This window comes from Dongia sp., from assembly GCF_041906375.1.
GTDB lineage: Bacteria > Pseudomonadota > Alphaproteobacteria > Dongiales > Dongiaceae > Dongia.
In genome coordinates this window covers 1,419,547-1,435,912 of record NZ_JAYRJJ010000001.1, presented here as the reverse complement: position 1 = coordinate 1,435,912, position 16,366 = coordinate 1,419,547, and the positions used below count along the sequence as shown (strand labels likewise).

The 16,366-nt window shown below is 62.8% G+C and carries 18 protein-coding genes; 11 read left to right on the top strand and 7 right to left on the bottom strand.

Annotation, left to right across the window (positions count from 1 at the left end; all coding sequences use genetic code 11):
* The 8 genes from ACE3OA_RS06675 to ACE3OA_RS06640 all read left to right on the top strand — a co-directional run.
* On the top strand, positions 1 to 229 hold a 229-nt coding region (locus ACE3OA_RS06675), incomplete at its 5' end, for a hypothetical protein (RefSeq protein WP_374309176.1).
* Positions 230 to 231: 2 nt separating this feature from the next.
* Positions 232 to 1,008, top strand: a complete 777-nt coding sequence (locus ACE3OA_RS06670; protein WP_374309174.1) for a hypothetical protein — start codon at positions 232 to 234, stop codon at positions 1,006 to 1,008.
* 33 nt (positions 1,009 to 1,041) lie between these two features.
* The gene (locus ACE3OA_RS06665) at positions 1,042 to 1,860 is read left to right on the top strand and encodes a hypothetical protein (protein WP_374309172.1); all 819 of its coding nucleotides are present in this window, start codon (positions 1,042 to 1,044) and stop codon (positions 1,858 to 1,860) included.
* A gap of 270 nt (positions 1,861 to 2,130) precedes the next feature.
* Positions 2,131 to 2,361 (top strand): helix-turn-helix transcriptional regulator, encoded by a 231-nt coding sequence (locus tag ACE3OA_RS06660; protein ID WP_374309170.1) that lies wholly within the window; start codon positions 2,131 to 2,133, stop codon positions 2,359 to 2,361.
* Positions 2,362 to 2,464: 103 nt separating this feature from the next.
* Positions 2,465 to 2,647: a JAB domain-containing protein gene (locus tag ACE3OA_RS06655; RefSeq protein ID WP_374309168.1), complete on the top strand. Its 183-nt coding sequence runs from the start codon at positions 2,465 to 2,467 to the stop codon at positions 2,645 to 2,647.
* Between the two features lie 18 nt (positions 2,648 to 2,665).
* Positions 2,666 to 3,466: a class III extradiol ring-cleavage dioxygenase gene (locus ACE3OA_RS06650; protein ID WP_374309166.1), complete on the top strand. Its 801-nt coding sequence runs from the start codon at positions 2,666 to 2,668 to the stop codon at positions 3,464 to 3,466.
* 327 nt (positions 3,467 to 3,793) lie between these two features.
* On the top strand, positions 3,794 to 4,918 hold the full coding sequence (locus ACE3OA_RS06645) for a DUF2336 domain-containing protein (protein WP_374309164.1): 1,125 nt from the start codon (positions 3,794 to 3,796) through the stop codon (positions 4,916 to 4,918).
* A gap of 8 nt (positions 4,919 to 4,926) precedes the next feature.
* Complete coding sequence (locus ACE3OA_RS06640) at positions 4,927 to 6,441, top strand: ATP-binding protein (RefSeq protein WP_374309162.1); 1,515 nt, start codon at positions 4,927 to 4,929, stop codon at positions 6,439 to 6,441.
* On the opposite strand, the gene ACE3OA_RS06635 is transcribed toward ACE3OA_RS06640, so the two are convergent.
* The 3 genes from ACE3OA_RS06635 to ACE3OA_RS06625 all read right to left on the bottom strand — a co-directional run bounded on the left by ACE3OA_RS06635 (position 6,438) and on the right by ACE3OA_RS06625 (position 10,948).
* Positions 6,438 to 7,460 carry a histone deacetylase family protein gene (locus ACE3OA_RS06635; RefSeq protein ID WP_374309160.1) on the bottom strand — a complete coding sequence of 341 codons (1,023 nt, stop codon included), beginning with the start codon at positions 7,458 to 7,460 and terminating at the stop codon, positions 6,438 to 6,440. The two genes, ACE3OA_RS06640 and ACE3OA_RS06635, sit on opposite strands and share 4 nt — an antisense overlap.
* A 68-nt stretch (positions 7,461 to 7,528) precedes the next feature.
* The gene (locus tag ACE3OA_RS06630) at positions 7,529 to 8,713 is read right to left on the bottom strand and encodes an alanine--glyoxylate aminotransferase family protein (RefSeq protein WP_374309158.1); all 1,185 of its coding nucleotides are present in this window, start codon (positions 8,711 to 8,713) and stop codon (positions 7,529 to 7,531) included.
* A gap of 129 nt (positions 8,714 to 8,842) precedes the next feature.
* On the bottom strand, positions 8,843 to 10,948 hold the full coding sequence (locus ACE3OA_RS06625) for an acetate--CoA ligase family protein (protein ID WP_374309156.1): 2,106 nt from the start codon (positions 10,946 to 10,948) through the stop codon (positions 8,843 to 8,845).
* Positions 10,949 to 11,062: 114 nt separating this feature from the next.
* On the opposite strand from ACE3OA_RS06625, the gene ACE3OA_RS06620 reads away from it, so the two are divergent.
* Together ACE3OA_RS06620 and ACE3OA_RS06615 are read left to right on the top strand one after the other, a co-directional pair.
* Positions 11,063 to 12,550 (top strand): amidohydrolase family protein, encoded by a 1,488-nt coding sequence (locus ACE3OA_RS06620; RefSeq protein ID WP_374309154.1) that lies wholly within the window; start codon positions 11,063 to 11,065, stop codon positions 12,548 to 12,550.
* A gap of 167 nt (positions 12,551 to 12,717) precedes the next feature.
* Positions 12,718 to 13,842, top strand: coding sequence for a TAXI family TRAP transporter solute-binding subunit (locus ACE3OA_RS06615; RefSeq protein WP_374309152.1), 1,125 nt, complete (start codon positions 12,718 to 12,720; stop codon positions 13,840 to 13,842).
* Positions 13,843 to 13,871: 29 nt separating this feature from the next.
* Here the strand turns inward: ACE3OA_RS06615 and ACE3OA_RS06610 are convergent, their stop codons facing one another.
* The gene (locus tag ACE3OA_RS06610; RefSeq protein WP_374309150.1) at positions 13,872 to 14,084 is read right to left on the bottom strand and encodes a proline racemase family protein; all 213 of its coding nucleotides are present in this window, start codon (positions 14,082 to 14,084) and stop codon (positions 13,872 to 13,874) included.
* Here ACE3OA_RS06610 and ACE3OA_RS06605 point away from each other — a divergent pair.
* Positions 14,041 to 14,232, top strand: a complete 192-nt coding sequence (locus tag ACE3OA_RS06605) for a hypothetical protein (RefSeq protein WP_374309234.1) — start codon at positions 14,041 to 14,043, stop codon at positions 14,230 to 14,232. The two genes, ACE3OA_RS06610 and ACE3OA_RS06605, sit on opposite strands and share 44 nt — an antisense overlap.
* Positions 14,233 to 14,359: 127 nt before the next feature.
* Here ACE3OA_RS06605 and ACE3OA_RS06600 read toward each other — a convergent pair whose 3' ends face one another.
* From ACE3OA_RS06600 to ACE3OA_RS06590, 3 genes are read right to left on the bottom strand one after another with little or no spacing between them, the layout of a single operon-like run.
* Positions 14,360 to 14,587, bottom strand: a complete 228-nt coding sequence (locus tag ACE3OA_RS06600; RefSeq protein ID WP_374309148.1) for a sulfurtransferase TusA family protein — start codon at positions 14,585 to 14,587, stop codon at positions 14,360 to 14,362.
* On the bottom strand, positions 14,584 to 15,528 hold the full coding sequence (locus tag ACE3OA_RS06595; RefSeq protein WP_374309146.1) for a DMT family transporter: 945 nt from the start codon (positions 15,526 to 15,528) through the stop codon (positions 14,584 to 14,586). Before ACE3OA_RS06595 ends, ACE3OA_RS06600 begins: the two co-directional genes overlap by 4 nt.
* 4 nt (positions 15,529 to 15,532) lie before the next feature.
* Positions 15,533 to 16,336: a phosphate/phosphite/phosphonate ABC transporter substrate-binding protein gene (locus ACE3OA_RS06590; protein ID WP_374309143.1), complete on the bottom strand. Its 804-nt coding sequence runs from the start codon at positions 16,334 to 16,336 to the stop codon at positions 15,533 to 15,535.
* Positions 16,337 to 16,366 lie beyond the last annotated feature (30 nt).

The window sequence follows — 16,366 nt, the reverse complement described above, 5'->3', positions numbered from 1 at the left end:
CGATCTCGAATTCAATCAAAGCCAGAACAACGACATCTCTGTCGAATGGTCGCGCATCCATTATATCGGCCCGCCAACAGGCGAGGAAGATCTTGGCACACCAGTCGACGCCAGCGGCAAACCGATCTCGAACGGGACGCACCCGGACGCAGAGGGCCAGTTGCTGTTCCGCCCTACGGCTAACTGCTGGGAATTCTCCGAGGACATCCGCTGGGATCGGAGAAAGTGACCATGCATAGAACCATTTTTTCAAACCGACCCTTCCTCATCGGAGCGGTCGTTCTGGCTGTTATTGCAGGGGGCATCGGCTCGAGTAGCGCGTTCTCTCAAGGGCTCAACGCTTCGATCGGCGATGTGCCGGTCAGCGAGGGAGCGGAAGCGATGCGCGCGCTCCCCAAAAACGAACAGCTGGCGAGAGCATTCGCGGCAGCGTTCAGCAGCGGAAAGGAGCGCGTCGAACTCGATAGCGGCGCGATCATGGTGTATAGGCCCGGCGCGCTGGCATGGACATCGGTCGGCGCAGTCCTCATCAGCGAAGGCACCGTCAACGGTGCCGGTCCCGATGATTTCGGCGTGTTGGCCGTCCATTATCTGAAACCCGAGGGAACGACGTTCCAGGTCACGGGCGCATATGCCAACGGGATCGAAGGCAGCCTCATGGGTGGGCCGCCCCAGTGGGTAGTGTCGACGGATTTCGGCGACAAACCGGTCATCGTGGCCGATACCTTCGGCTCATGGCAGGGCGTGGCCTGCACGACCACCGCGCTCTATGAACTCGGAGGTGGCGAGCCCGTATCTCTGGGCGCGTTCCGGTCCGGCTACGACAATATCGGAGCTGAAGGCCAAGGCCCGAAGGCTGTGTCCATCACCGGCTCGATCCGCAACATCGTCAGGGGACAGTCCTTCGAGGTCCATTTCGACGGGACATCCCGTTTCAAGCAGTTCTTCGCGCGCAAAGGCTCGACATACGTGAAAACCGGCGGGGACGGCGAACTGCCGGGATGTTGACGATGATCAGGCCAAAGCGGAGGTTGAGAATAGATGAAGCATGAGCGGATCAGTTCTGGCGGCGCTCATGGTGGTAAACTCGATCAGAACGCCAGCGGCCCGGTTTCACTGGAAGCCAAGCGCTCAGCTTTCCTTCTTGTTCTGTGCCCGCTTCTGCTGCTCACCTCTACGGGTGCCGACGCGCGTATCGCAGGCAAGCACGACAAACGAGAACTCAAATCTGCTTCAAACGCCGAGGAGATCTGGCGCTACGACTGCTCGGTGGAGCGGCAGCTAAAAGGCGGCACGATATCGCTCTCCCGGCTGTTCAAGGACGATGGATCGCTCGACGCGGGCGACTTCATGCGCTGGAATTCCAGTGGCGATGCCTCGCAGCGCCCGCTAGGCCTTGAACTCTCCTATATCTGGGAGCCGGCAAAGCAGCCCGCGATCGAACCACGTGCGATTGAGCTCAAGGTGCGGCTAGGGCTGGATACCAACCTGCCCGAAGTCGCCTGGTTTCGGGTGCAGCGCCCGTTCCCGGTAGAACCCTATGGCGTCATCGGCAGCACTGCACTCTCTACCGAGATCTTTCCTTATAGCGGCAATGATTTGCGCAATGGGCATGGCGAACTGCCGCTTGGCGACCTTCTCGCCTATGCTGAAGGGTATGAGACGCTCGACTGGAGCCTGATCCGGCCATCCGACCAGTTGGGTGCCAGCAAGGAACTGGCTCGGGGCATCTTTGACATCGCTACGCTACGCGAAGCCGCGGCCGCGTTACCCAACCTACGTGACGCGCTCGCCACCAAGACGGAACATCCGAAAGTCCAATGCGAACGGGTGCGGTGGCCGAGCGATATCAGATATTGACTGTTCGCAGCATTGGTCGAGATATTTTTCGGTGCCGACCCGCCGATTTCTATCCTTCACTAGCCGTTCTTCCTACGCTCTTTGAATAGGGCTTCCCTGCTTGCGTGCTCGTGGTCCATTCATTTCCGTGCGGCAGCGTGAGCCGCCGGAGGCCGACAAGTCTAACGGTGACACTGAGTGATGGCCTCACTGGAAAGAGAATCTCGCGCCCGACGACCACTCGACAATCGGCAACGCAGCGCTGAGACGCTGCCGCTCGCAGGAGGCATTATGTCAGAGACCAAATTTCTTACCCCTGAAGAGGTGAGTGAGCGCTATCGCGGAGGCGTGTCCGCGGGAACGCTCCGAAACTGGCGCGCCATGAAAATTGGGCCATCGTTCGTGAAGATCGGTAAGGCCGTTCTCTATCCGATCGAGGAGCTTGAAGCATGGGACGAAAGGAATAGAGTGCAATGCCGTGCTTCAAAGCGACTCGATGAGCCTGTCGGTGATCAGGCGTGACGATCACGAACGATCATTGTGGACCTGCCCCATTCCCCGGCACCAGCTCCCAATGAAATCTAAAAAAGTTAAGCGATTTCATTGCGTTATGAGATCGGCTAGAGTGGTCCACAATCATCCGACCGGCGACCCCACCCCCTCCCGCGACGATATCGAGATGACGCGCGCCGTCCAGCAGGCATTGGAGCAGGTCGGTATCCAGGTCCACGACCACGTCATCATCGGCCGCAAGGGCCATGCCTCCTTGCGCTCGATGGGCTATTTGGACGCGCCCAAGCGGCGCTGAACGCAAGGAAGCAGGATCTTGAGCAACGTCACCCGGATGCCCGTCGTTTTCGTCTCCCACGGCAGCCCCACCCTCGCCTTCGACGACGTGCCGGCGCGCGATTTCCTGGTACGGCTGGGGTCGAAACTACCGCGCCCACAGGCGATCCTCTGCATTTCAGCGCATTGGGAGGCCGCCATCCCCTCGGTAACAGGCAGCGATGCACCGAGCACGATCCACGACTTCTACGGCTTTCCCCAGGCGCTCTACGATCTGCGCTATGACGCGCCGGGCGATCCGGCCCTCGCTGCGCGCGTCGTCAAGCTGCTGGAAGATGGCGGCCACAATGCCATGATCAACAGCGACCGCGGGTTGGATCACGGCGTGTGGAGCCCGCTCATCCTGACCTATCCGCAATCGGGCATTCCGGTGGTGCAGCTCTCGCTGGTGCATCACCGGTCGCCAGCCGATCATGTCGCTCTGGGCCGGCTGCTCGCTCCCTTGCGCGACGAGGGCATTCTCATCCTCGGCTCCGGCGGCGCGGTTCACAATCTTCGGGCCCTTGATTGGAACAACCGCTCCGGTATCACCGAATGGGCCGGCGCGTTCGACCAATGGCTCACGGATCACATCACGGCCGGTGACATCGCGGCCCTCAGCGACTATCGCGCCCAAGCGCCCCATGCAGGCGTCGCTCATCCCAGCGAGGATCATATTCTGCCGCTTTTTGTCGCCCTCGGCGCGGCCGCGGGCGCGGCGCCGAGCGTCCAGGGGACGCAACTCCACCGTAGTTTCACCTTCGGCAGCCTCAGCATGAGCAGCTATGGCTGGGGCATCTAAATCGGCTCCTTAGGACATTTGTCCGTTCGGTCGAAAAAATTCCGCCTTTCTAAGAAGTGACCGAACGGCGCCAGATGGCGCCAGAGCGTCCTTCCCCGGTGACAAGCGATTGAAACAATTATCTAAAAACTTCGCGACCGCGTCGCTCGGCGGGTATTTAAACGCCTGTTTCCGCCACGCAACCTCACACTATCGTGGCAGCGAAAGTAACCCGATTTAACATTCTAGTAACGATCCGGGCCCTATCGTTTTCAGATCAAAAGAAAGTCCCGACGCCCGCTCTTGAAGCCTTCTGCAACACCAACGCAACACAATACGAGAAGCAAAGTGATCGCCACCGACGTTCGCATGCTGGTCGATCTCGCCCGTGACAAATCCAGTCAAGGGCGCTCCAGCCTCGTTACCGCTATTGGCGATCTGATGGACGATTCCGGCCGCATCCTGACCCTGCAGGAAAAGGCCTTGATGAACGACATCCTGAAAAAACTCATTCAGGACGTCGCGCGGCCCATCCGCAAGGCCTTGGCTGAAAAACTCTCGCAATCGCCCAATGCACCGCATGAAATCGTCAATCTGCTGGCCAATGACGAATTCGACATTGCCTCGCCGGTGCTGCTTAAAAGCGATCTGCTGAGTGACGAGGATTTGGTCGAAATCGTGCGTCACCGCACGCTCAGCCACCGTCTGGCCATCGCCATGCGCCGCAGCGTCAGCACTCTGGTCAGCGATGCGCTGGTGGGTACAAGCTCCGTCGACGTCATCAAGGCGTTGCTAGAAAATCACGGGGCGCAGATTACCGACGCCACCATGACCTATCTGGTGCAGCAGTCGGAAAGTGTCGATGAATTCCAGGAGCCGCTGCTGCGCCGCAAGGACTTGCCGGTCGACCTCAGCAAGAAGATGTATGTCTGGGTCTCCGCGGCGTTGCGGCAATACATTATCGACCACTACGCGGTCGACAAGGCGGACCTTGATCTGACCGTCGCCGCCGTGGCGGAAGATGTCGCCGACCAGGATGGCGAAAGCGGCAGTCGCTCGGAAGATGCGGCCATGGCGCTCGCCGAGCAACTGGCCAAGCGCGCCGAGCTTACCGCCGACATGCTGGTCAAGACGTTGCGCCGCGGTGAAATCGCGCTCTTTGAAGCCATGCTGGCACAGATGATCGGCCTTCGGCCGCAGGTGGCGCGCAAGTTGATCTATGAAGACGGCGGCGAAGGCCTCGTTATCGGTTGCCGCGCCTGCAACATCAATCGCACGGACTTCACCGCCCTCTTCCTGATGTTGCAGCGGGCGCGGCCGAGTGAACTTGCCAACAATCCCTATCAACTGTCGCGATCGATGGAAATGTTCGACCGCTTGAAGCCGGATACGGCGCGCAAGGTGGTCGAACGCTGGAAGATCAATCCGTTCTTCCTCAAATCCATTCGGCGACTGGAAAATCAGCCGCGCTGATGGCAAGCATGCGGGACAAACTCCGCCTGGTAAAGCCAGAGCCGGTCCTTTCCCGCCAGCCAACCGCCGAGCAGATCAAGCAGATCTTCGCGCAACGGCTGTTTGATTTCGCATCACCACTCTATTTGGTCGATAAGGACGGCCGCCTCACCTGGTGCAACCTGCCCTATCGCCAATTGAGCGAACGCCTCGGCCTGCGCGATGGCCTGATCGAGCTTCTTCCGTTCACGTCCCTGTTCGAAGAGGCCAGCGACCGCGACAGGGTCATTCGCCGCGATGTCTCGGTCAATCTGGATGGGCAGAACAATACCCTGCGCGTGCATCATGTGCCGCTCTGCGACAAACAGGGCAATCAGACCGGCCTTGCCGGACTGGTCGAACCGGTCGACAATTCAGCGCGCCTCGTTGCCGATCTCGCGATAGCGCAAGAGCGCTTCGACGATATCGTCCGCCTCACGTCGGATTGGGTTTGGGAGACGGACACAGATCTCAACATCATTATGCTGTCGGACCGCGTCACCAAGGTACTCGGCTTCCTGCCGCAGGAATTGGTCGGGCAGCAACTCGGCAGCCTTGCCGACAGCGAGGCCGGCACAATCGCCATGCGCCAGCGCTTTTCCGTAATGGCACCCTTCCGCGACCATCGGCTGGAGGCTCTGACCAAATCCGGCGAAACACGCCTCTTCCTTCTCAGCGGCGTACCGACCTTCTCGCCGGCTACCGGCGCCCATACCGGCTTCCGTGGCACTGCGAACGACATCACGGATCTGGTGCGCCGGGAACATTCACTGATCCTCGCCAAGGAGGCAGCCGAACTCGCCAACAAGGCCAAATCCGACTTCCTGGCCAATATGAGCCACGAACTGCGCACGCCTCTGAACTCGATCATCGGGTTCGCCGATCTCCTCGCCCGTCAAATCTCCGAACTACCCACGATCGGTCGTGCCGCGGAATATGCGGGTGATATTCAGTCGAGTGCCAGCCACTTGCTCACCATGATCAACGACATACTCGATCTGTCGAAGATCGAATCCGGACGCCTCAATCTGAACGAGGAAGAGATCTCGGTATCGATGTTGTGCGAGCCGGTCCTGCGGTCGATCCAGGACCGCGCGCGCGCGGCCGAGTTGACACTGGCAAACGATATTCCTGACGACCTGCCTCTGGTGCTGGTCGACCAGCGCCTCGCGCGCCAGATCCTCGTCAATCTGCTGTCGAACGCGGTGAAATTCACCCCGGCCGGTGGAACGGTCACCTTGCGGGCCTATCGCGATCAGAGCGGCGATCTCATTGTCGAGGTCGAGGACAATGGCATCGGCATTCCGGAAAAGGATGTCGACCGGGTTCTCGAACCCTTTGTCCAGGCCGAATCTCATCGGGCGCGCCGCTATGGCGGTACGGGCCTGGGGCTTGCCCTGGCGCGCCGCATCGCCGAACTCCACGGCGGTCGCCTCAGCCTGGTGAGCCAGCCCGATTACGGCACCAGGGTCAGCCTGCATATCCCCGCAAGCCGGCTCTGCTAGGCGCCGCCAAATCCTTCCAGGAACGCCACCAGATTGCGGCCGAGTTCTGGACAAAGATAACCACCTTCCTGCACCAGAACGCTCGGCAGCTGCAACGTCGCGAGCTTGCCGGCAATCCGCCGGAACCCGTCTTCCGTGACCGCAAGTCCAGCGAACGGGTCGCCGGCAAAGGCATCCAGGCCCAGAGCCACCACCAGCGCCTCAGCACCGAAGCTGCGTACCTTTGCCAGCCCCAGATCGAGCGCCGCCAGAAAGGCGTCGTCACCACTGCCCAACGGCAGAGGCAAATTGAGATTGGCGCCCTTCCCGGCACCCTCGCCCGTCTCGCCGGCATGACCCCAGAAGAAGGGATAGAAGTTCGCGGGGTCGGCATGCACCGAAACCGTCAGCACGTCGCCACGATCGTAGAAGATTCCTTGGGTGCCATTGCCGTGATGGAGATCGACATCGACGATCGCGACCTTGCCGTACTGTCCGCGCAATATTTGCGCGGCGATGGCACTGTTATTGAGGTAGCAAAAGCCCCCTGCCATGTCGGCAAAGGCATGGTGCCCCGGCGGCCGGCACAGCGCATAGGCTGAACGCGCCCCTGCCAGGACCGATTTCGCCGCGGCGATGGCGCAATCAGCGCTGGCCAGGATGGCGTCGAGACTGTCTCCGTCAAGCGGACAGGCAGTATCGGCCATGTGATAGCCCGCTTGGCCGACCACTGAATGCGGGTAGCCGACACCGCGCCCATTGGGATGAATATTGGGAATGACCGTCGTCGATGCACCCGGCAATTCCCGCCAGCGCGCATGCGCGGTCTCGAGAAAGGCGAGATAGCGATGATCATGCACGGCGGCAATCGCCGCGCGGTGGCCCGCCGGTGGAAGCTCTACGCGATGGCCCGCCGCCAGCAATGCCGCCTTCAAAGCTGTCGCGCGTTCCGGCTTTTCGGGGCAGGGCTGCCATTGGCCGCGCACCAGGAACTCGCGCGGCGCGTGCCGCATTTGCACATCGGAGAAGAATACCTGCATGACCCGACCCTTGCTGACGATCTTCGGGGTCGCAGCATCGGCCGGGTCATGCAGTCAAGGCAAGCGCCTTATTCAGCAGCGAGCCGAGCCGTATTGCCGGACTGATCGGCAAGGTAGTTGAGCGCTTGCTGTACGCCACCCGCCTTGTGCGGGATCCTGGCCGCAGCAAGCCCCATCTCGACGCCAAACAGGGCACCGCCCAGCATCAGATCATTTGTGTCGCCAAGATGCCCGATGCGGAAGGCTTTATCGGCCAGTCGCCCGAGGCCGCCGCCCAGGGGCATGTTGAAACGCTCCAGCACCAGCTTGCGGAAGGCGTCAGCCGAACAGCCTTCCGGCATGAAGGCCGCTGTGATCGAACGGCTGTAGTCTTTCGGCTCGGCACAGACGACCTCAAGGCCCCAGCCGCGGATGGCGCGCCGTGTTGCTTCGGCATGGTGCGCATGGCGGATGAAGATGTTCTCCAGCCCTTCGGCGTCGATGAGGTTCAGCGCCTCCCGCAGGCCGAACAACAGATTGCAGGCCGGCGTATAGGGGAAGTTGCCACCCAGATAAGAGTCCCAGTCCCAATAGCTGCGCGGCAGCTTGGCCTGTTTTGACGCCGCCAGCGCTTTCTCGCTCACCGCGCAGAAGGCGAGGCCGGCCGGCAGCATCAGTCCCTTCTGCGAACCGCCGATGGCGACGTCGACACCCCATTCATCCATGCGAAAGTCGGCGCTGCCGAGCGAGGAAATGGTATCGACCAGCAGCAGGGCCGGATGCCCGACGCGGTCCATCGCCTGGCGGATCTCGGCGACGCGCGTCATGCAGCCATTGGCGGTTTCATTATGAATTAGCAGCACCGCCTTGATCTTCTTTTCACGATCTTCGGCAAGGGCTGCTTCGATGAGGGCAGGGTCCGGCGCGCGGCGCCAATCGGTCGCCAGCGTCTCGACCTCCAGGCCGAGCTTCCTCGCCATGTTCGTCCACAACAAAGAGAACTGTCCGCTGTCGAAACCCAGCACCTTGTCGCCAGGCGAGAGCGTGTTGACGATGGCTGCCTCCCAGGCCCCGGTACCGGAGGCAGGAAAAATCAGCACCGGCTGCGCCGTTTTGAAGATCGGCTTGATGCGAGCGAGGACTTCGGATGCAAGCCTGGCGAAATCGGGACCACGATGATCGAGTACGGGAGCGGCGATGGCGCGCAGGACGCGTTCAGGAATATTGGTCGGTCCGGGAATCTGCAGAAACTGCCGTCCAGGCTGATAGGTCATCACGCTCCCCTGCTGTTCAAGCTTGTTATGAGGAGCAGCGTGAAGCGCTGGCGGCATGCCGGCTGGCCAGAAAACGACGCCGATCAATGACCGAACGCCGACATCGCCACGAAAGTGACAGGCGAGTTATTACTTGTCCGACTGGATAATTAGCGCATCGACCGCGACGGCACCATGCGGCAACACCATCAGCGGATTGACGTCGAGTTCGACGAGATCGCCACGATGCGCCTCGGCATAGGCCGCCACGGCCATGACAGCGTTTACAACGGCCTCGATATCGCCGGCCGACTTGCCACGATAGCCCTTGAGCAGCTTGGCGATCTTGAGGCCATGAATGGCCTTCTCGACCGTCTTGCGCTCGGTGGGCAGCAGCAGCAGCGCGGAATCCTCGACCATCTCGACCAGGATGCCGCCGGCGCCTACGACCAATGCCAGGCCGAATTGCGGATCGCGCTTCACACCGATGATGAGCTCCGCCACCACGTCGCGCACCATCGCCTCGACCAGCACCTTCTCGATCTTGAGGCCCGGCTCATAGGCAGCGACCGAAGCCTGCATGCGCGCCACAGCCGCCTCGACCTCGGCTTCCGATTTTAGATTGATGGCAACGGCGCCTGCCTCCGTCTTGTGGGCAATGACGGGGGCGGCGACCTTCACGACGACGGGGAAGCCCAGCCCGGCGGCAGCCTTGGCGGCGTCCTGCGGCGCCACGATGCGGCTCGCCGGCGCCTTCAAACCGTATTTCCCCAATGCCAGCTTGGCATCATGCTCAGAGACGATGCGCGTAGGCCCATCGAGTACCGGTGTCTGCGGCATGATGAGGGCGTCGGCGGAGCCGGCCTTCAGATGGTCGCGTTGATAGGCAAAGCGCGCAGCGGCGGCAAAGGCACGCATCGCTTCCGGCAATCCCTGCATGGGAGCAGCGCGGCGCGTCGCCATGCGCGCCCGCACCTTGGCCGGCAGAAGTTCCGGCAGGGTCGCCGTCACGATCGGCATCTTTCCATGTGTGTCGCAGGCCGCCATGATGGCGTTGACGGAGGCGTCGCAGGCGCGCTCGCTGGCCTCTCCATCCGTCGCATAATCGAGGATCAGCATGCCGGCATCGTAGTCGCCGCGCATAACGGTGCCGAAGCACTTGGTGAGCAGATCCTCATGGCTCCAGAGCGACGTGTTGTAGTCGAGCGGATTGGTGACAGAGGCAAAATTCGGCAGCTGCGCCTTGAGATCCGCGACTTGGTCGGAGCTGTGCGGATTGAGCGGCACGCCGAGCTCTTCCGCCAGATCCGCCGTCATCAGCCCGTCGCCACCTGAGCAGGTAAACACGGCGAGGCTCTTGCCCTTGGGCAGGCCGGCGATGGAGATGAGCTTCATCGTCTCGAGAAGATCCGGGATCGACTGCACCCGGATGACGCCCAGGCGCTCGAACAACGCGTCATACATGCGGTCGCTGCCGGCCAGGGACGAGGTGTGGCTCATGGCGAGCTGGCTGCCCAGTTCCGACTTGCCGGCCTTCAGGGCGATGAGCGGCTTGCCGTTCTGCAGGGCCTTGGCGGCGGCGCGACTGAAGGCTGCCACATCGCTGATCGCCTCGATATAGAGGCCGATCGCGGTCACTTTCGGATCTTCGGCCAGCGCATCGACAAAGTCGGCGACATTGAGCACCACCTGGTTGCCCGAGGTGATCACATAGGCGAACGGCACCGAGCGGTCGTTGCAGGTGAGATTGAGGGCGATATTGCCGCTCTGCGCCACCAGGGCGCAGCCGGTCTCGACCTTCTGCCCGTTATGGCCCGTCGGCCACAGCACGATGCCGTCGAGATAATTGAGGATGCCATAGCAATTGGGTCCCACGACGGCGAGATCCCCCGCCGCCTCAATGAGCTGCTTCTGCAGCCCGACGCCCTCGCCGCCCACTTCGGCAAAGCCCGCGGCGTAGCAAATGGCCCCACCGGCGCCGCGCGCGTTCAGTTCCTTCAGCATCTCGATCGTGGCTTCGCGCGGCACGGCGATGAAGGTCGCGTCCGGCGCCTCCGGCAGGCTCGCGATGGAGGGGTAGCATTTGCGCCCCCCCAGTTCCTCATACTTCGGATTGACCACCCAGACTTCGCCGGCAAAACCGGCCTGCGCGCAGCGGCGGATCGAATCCGCCATCGCCTGGCCGCCGATGATGCACACATGGCGCGGCTTCAAGAGGCGCCGGATGTTCTGCTGACGCTTGCTAAGGATATTCATCTAGGGGGATTCCAATTCCGTCGTGATCCGCTAGAAGTGCTGATACCAAACCTGATGGGCTTGAGACAAGTCGCCACAGACTTGATGAAATCCGACACAGCCGGGAGCGCCAGCATGCAGCACGACATCCTCATCCGCCATGGCCAGGTCATCGACGGCACCGGGGCCAAGCGCTTCCAGGCCGATCTGGCGGTGGACGGCGACCGCATCACGGCCATCGGCAACCTCGCGTCCCATCGCGGCCGCACCGAGATCGACGCCACCGGCTGCATCGTGGCGCCCGGCTTCATCGACGCCCACGCCCATGACGACATCGCCCTCCTGGCCGAGCCCGACATGCCATCCAAGGTCAGCCAAGGGTGCACCACCGTTGTCGTCGGCAATTGCGGCTTCAGCGCCGCCCCGCTCACCCCGCGCGCTTCCTACCCCCTGGATTTCCTGCTCGGCGACGAAAGCTATTACCGCTTCCCGCGCCTGGCCGATTATTTCGCAGCCCTCGAGCAGACTCCGGCCGCGGTGAATTCAGCGGCCCTGGTCGGCCATTCCGTGCTGCGCGTCGAATGCATGAAGGAACTCGACCGCCCGGCGTCGGAATCCGAGATCGCCGCCATGGCCCAGCGCCTGAAAGAAGCCCTGGCCGATGGGGGCCTCGGCTTCTCGACCGGCCTCGAATATCCCAGCAACAAGGCGGCCGACACCCGCGAAGTCGCGGCCCTCGCCCGCCTCGCCGGGGAAGCCGGCGCCGTCTTCACCACCCACGCGCGGAACTACGACCATCACTTCCGCGAAGCCCTCACCGAGGCCATCGAGATCGGCCGGATGGCCGAGGTGCCGGTGGTGCTGTCCCACCACCAGGGCGATGGGCCGGAGAATATCGGCCATACCGCCTGGTCGCTGCCGATGATCGACGAAGCCCGCTTGAGCCAGAAGGTGGGCCTCGACGTCTACCCTTACAACGCCGCCGCCACGATCATTGACCCGGCCTTCGTCATTTCGGCGTCCCGCATCCTCATCAGTTCCTCCCAGCCGCACCCGGAAATGGCCGGGCGCGAGCTTGACGACATAGCCGCCGAATGGGGTGTCGACCGCGACACCGCCGCGCTCCGGCTCATTCCCGGTGGGGCCATCTATTTCTGCCAGGACGAGGCGGACGTGCAGCGCATCCTCGCCTACCCGCCCACCATGATCGGCAGCGACGGCTTGCCCGGCGGGGAAATCAACCACCCCCGGCTTTGGGGCAGCTTTCCCCGAGTTCTGGGTCACTACAGCCGCGAACTCGGGCTTTTTGACCTTGAAACCGCCATCCATAAAATGACCGGGCTCACCGCCAACCGCTTTGGCATCATCGATCGCGGCAAACTGGCTGCGGGCGCGTTTGCCGATGTCACAGTCTTCGATCCGGCGACGGTGATCGATCGCGCGACGTTCACCGCGCCCAGCGAGCCCAGCCTCGGCATTCGATTTGTGCTTGTAAATGGGGCCTTGGTGTGGCGCGACGGGCATGCCACAGGGGCGCGGCCAGGACGCCCCTTGCCGCGCCGCGCCTCGGTTCCGTCACAATCGTTAAGCGCGCCTCAACCATTGTCGATCGCGAACTTTTGACGGAAACGCACACCTTTGTGCCGCCTTCGTATTGGCGACTCATTAACTCTCGTTCTATATCTTGATGGTGCTGCGCAAGAAGAAATTTGACGCAGCCTTGACCCCCAAGCGACGATCCAGAAGCGACCGGCACGGCAATGGACTTTTTGAAGGTCAGCAAGCACGCTATGCGTTCGATGATGTCATCGGACAGCTTGCGCGCGAACCTGGTCAGCCGGCGCAAGGTCCTGTTCGGCCTCGGCGGAGCGGCTTGTGCCGCAGGGGCGATCGGCTTCGGCCTGCCCCTCCTCAGCGCCCCGGTCCGGTCCAGCGCCCAGGAACTCAGCTATTTCCGCGTCGGCGCCGGTGCGCCGGGCACGCCCATCTATGAAATGGCCGGCCTCATTGGCGGCGCCATCAGCAACCCCCCAGGCGCCCGGACCTGCGAGGAAGGCGGCTCCTGCGGCATTCCCGGCATGATCGGCCTCGCCCAGACCAGTTCCGGCTCGGTCGACAATCTCAGCCAGCTGCGCGGTAAGATGATCGAATCCGCCGTCGCCCAGGCCGACATCGCCTATCTCGCCTATACCGGCAAGGACGTCTTCAAGACGGCCGGCAAGGACACCGAACTCCGCGCCATCGCTGGCCTCGGCCGCCTCAACGTCAAGATCATCGTCGGTCCGCAATCGGCCGCCAAATCGGTCGCCGGCCTCAAGGGGCTGCGGGTCAATCTCGGCGCCGAGAAGAGCGACAACGCCATTACCGCGCGCCAGATGCTGGGCTTCCACGGCCTGACGCCAAAGCGCATCAAGCCGAGCTATCTGGATTTCCCGGCTGCGGCCGAGGCGCTGGCTGCCGGCAAGATCGACGCCATGATCGTGGTCGACGCCCTGGACAGCCGCGACGTGACACAGCTTGCCGCCTCGATGCCGCTGCGCTTCCTCCCCATCGAGGGCGAACCGGTCAACAAGATGATGAAGAGCTTCGGCTTCATCTCCAGCGGCATCATCAAGGCCGACACCTTCCGCAATGTGCCCGACACGCCGACCATCGAGTTGGTTGCCGTCTGGCTGGTACCGGCGACGCTCGACCCCAACACCGCCTATGAACTGACCCGCGCCGTCTGGCAGGAAGCGACCCGCAAGAACCTCGATCAGGTCTCAGCTGCCGGCAAGGCGCTGGACCTGCAGCTCGCCATTGCCGGCGTCAGCGTCCCCTTCCATGCCGGCGCACTCAAATATTACGACGAGCACGGCGTCACCCGTTTCCTCCCCGCCGCCTTGCGCGCCGATCCGGCAATCAAGACGAACTGAGCGGCGGCGCCCTTCTCCCGCGCCTCGCCTTAGCTCCGCACCAAGAGGTCGACCTGCGGCCCCCAGGTGTCGGAAAGGGCAAAGCCCGTTTGAAATGGATCGGCGCCGTCGACCCGCAATTGCTCTTTGCCATAGATCCAAACCTGCCCCGTGATCCGCGGGCGAATGGCAGGGTAGGTTCCGACCTTGGTCTCCTCAATGATCTCGGCCAGAAACTCGCCGCCGATAATCGAGGCGCTCATCCGCCTGTCGCTCGAGGATCTGGTCGTCACGCTCCCGGACCGAAGCACCATCGTGGCGCCGATTGAAATCGTGACCTTCCCCGCCTATGTGGAGGCGCTGGACATCGCACAGCGCATGAACAGCCGCCTGGCTGCGGAGCTGAATTGAAGACGACGGCCAGCCGCCAGCGGAAGTTCGAGGCGGCTGTGAAATCAGGCGACCACCTCGCCATGTCGGAGGCCAACAACGATTTCCACATGGCGATTGCCCTTGCCGGCCGCTCTGGCGCTAACCCCTACCCCACCACCTCGACCCTGATCCGAAAAACGCCGGGCTGGGGTTCCGAGCCATCGAGCAATTTGTTGCCCGTCACTTCGCAGAAATGCGCGAAGTCCTTGGGGGCGCCTGGGTCGGTGGCGTCGACTTCGAGGATGTCGCCGGGCTGCAATTCCTTGATGAGCTTGCGCGCCTTCAAGACCGGGATCGGGCATTTGAGGCCACGCGCGTCGAATTGGCGGATCATGCGTTCGCTCCTTCGGCAGCGGCGGCCTGCGTTTCGCGGCGCGCCTGCCAGGTTTCCAACAAGCTGGCACCGACGATGAGGATGCCGCCAACGATCTTGTGCCAGCCGAGATCTTCGCCGGCGAGCCAGGCGGCCGAGCCGACGCCGACCACGACTTCGGACGTCATCAGGATACTGGCGCGGCCCGGTGACAGGCGGCCGGCGCCCCACAGGCTCAGCACCATCGCCGGCACGACCCAGATGAAGGCGGCGGCGATGATCCAAGGCAGAGCACCGACGAGCATCGACAATGCCGGCCAAGCCACGGGCGCGTAATAGTCACCGATCAGCACAAAGACCAGCAGGCCGATGGGCAGGGCGCAGCCGAACTGGGCGATGCTCTTGTCGAGCACGGTGATCCCCGACCACATGCGCGCCGTCAGCAAGGCGACCGCCCAGCAGAGGCCGGCACCCAGCCCCATCCATTCCGCGAGATCCGACGGCCAGGGCCAGCGTCCGCCGACGCCTTGCAGCACGACAAGGCCCAGCAGCGCCAAGCCGATGCCGATCCAGCGCACCGGCGTGAGAGGCGTCTTCATAAAGATGCGCTCCAGAACGGTCGACCAGATCGGGCTCAAATAGAACAGCAATATGATGATGCTGACCTCTCCCAGCACCACGGCAACGGCGAAGAGGATGTTGCAGCAGGCGAGCGACCCGCCGCACAGAAGCACGCGCCAGCCGCCCTGGGCCAGTTCGCGCCGGCGGGTGAACAGGAAAGGCAGCAGCGGAATGAGCGGCACACCGTAGCAGAGGGCTCCGGCAAGGGCTGCCGGAATCCCCGCCCCTTCCACGGCGCGCAACGGGTACCACATCGATCCCCAGAAGATGGAGGAACCGATCATGGCGAGGCTCGGCCACAGGATACCGCCGCCGGGGACCGTCGAGCTGTGCGCCATCATCGCGTTACGCCACCTGCGCCCAGCCGGAAAGCCTTGCCGCCATTTCCTGTTCGGGGATGACGTCATAGGCGGCTTCATCGAGCACCACGACGCCGTCGAGCAGCAGTCTGGCGCGGACGTCTTCCAGGTCGGGATCGCCGAATGCCGCGGCAAGACCGCTGCGCAGGGCCGCCACATCCTCGATCGGGCGGTCCAGGCCGGTGATGTAGGGGAGGCACGGCGCCGGCGCCGTCTGGTCCAGCACGCGCAGCTCCTCCACTTCATCCGGCGCAACGGCGGACAGCAACGTCCAGCTCACGCAATCGACCGCGCAGAAATCGGCAAGGCCGTGCTTCACCATCCTGACCGACTGGCGATGCGCGCCGCTTTCCAGCGCTTCCCGCAGCAGGCCGTTGGCGACCCCTTGGCCCGCCAGATAATGCTTCAGCACATTGCAGCCGGATTGCGAATCCTTGCTGTTGAACGCCGCAATCCGGCCGCTGAGATCGCTGCCCTTCGTGGCCGGGTCGTCGGCCCGTACGATGATGAAGGAACGATAGGTGCTACCCTCGCAGCCCGGCGCAGAGAAACAGGGCGTCGCCAGATAGCGCACCCGCCCTTTGAGATGATGGGTCAGCGGATAGCCGCAGGTCTGCGCAAAGACCAGGTCGCGCGACAGCCACAGCGGATAGGGGTCGCGGGGGCGGGTCAACTGCTCCGGCAGGTTGGTCATGCCGGCCGCGGAGAAATGGCCGCGCAAGCCTTGCCAGAAGGCATCGGTCGCGTCCTTGAGTTCAGGGAAATCATACATCGGCAGGGCCGCAATCATGGTCTTTTGACTCGTCTGTTTGGGGCCCGC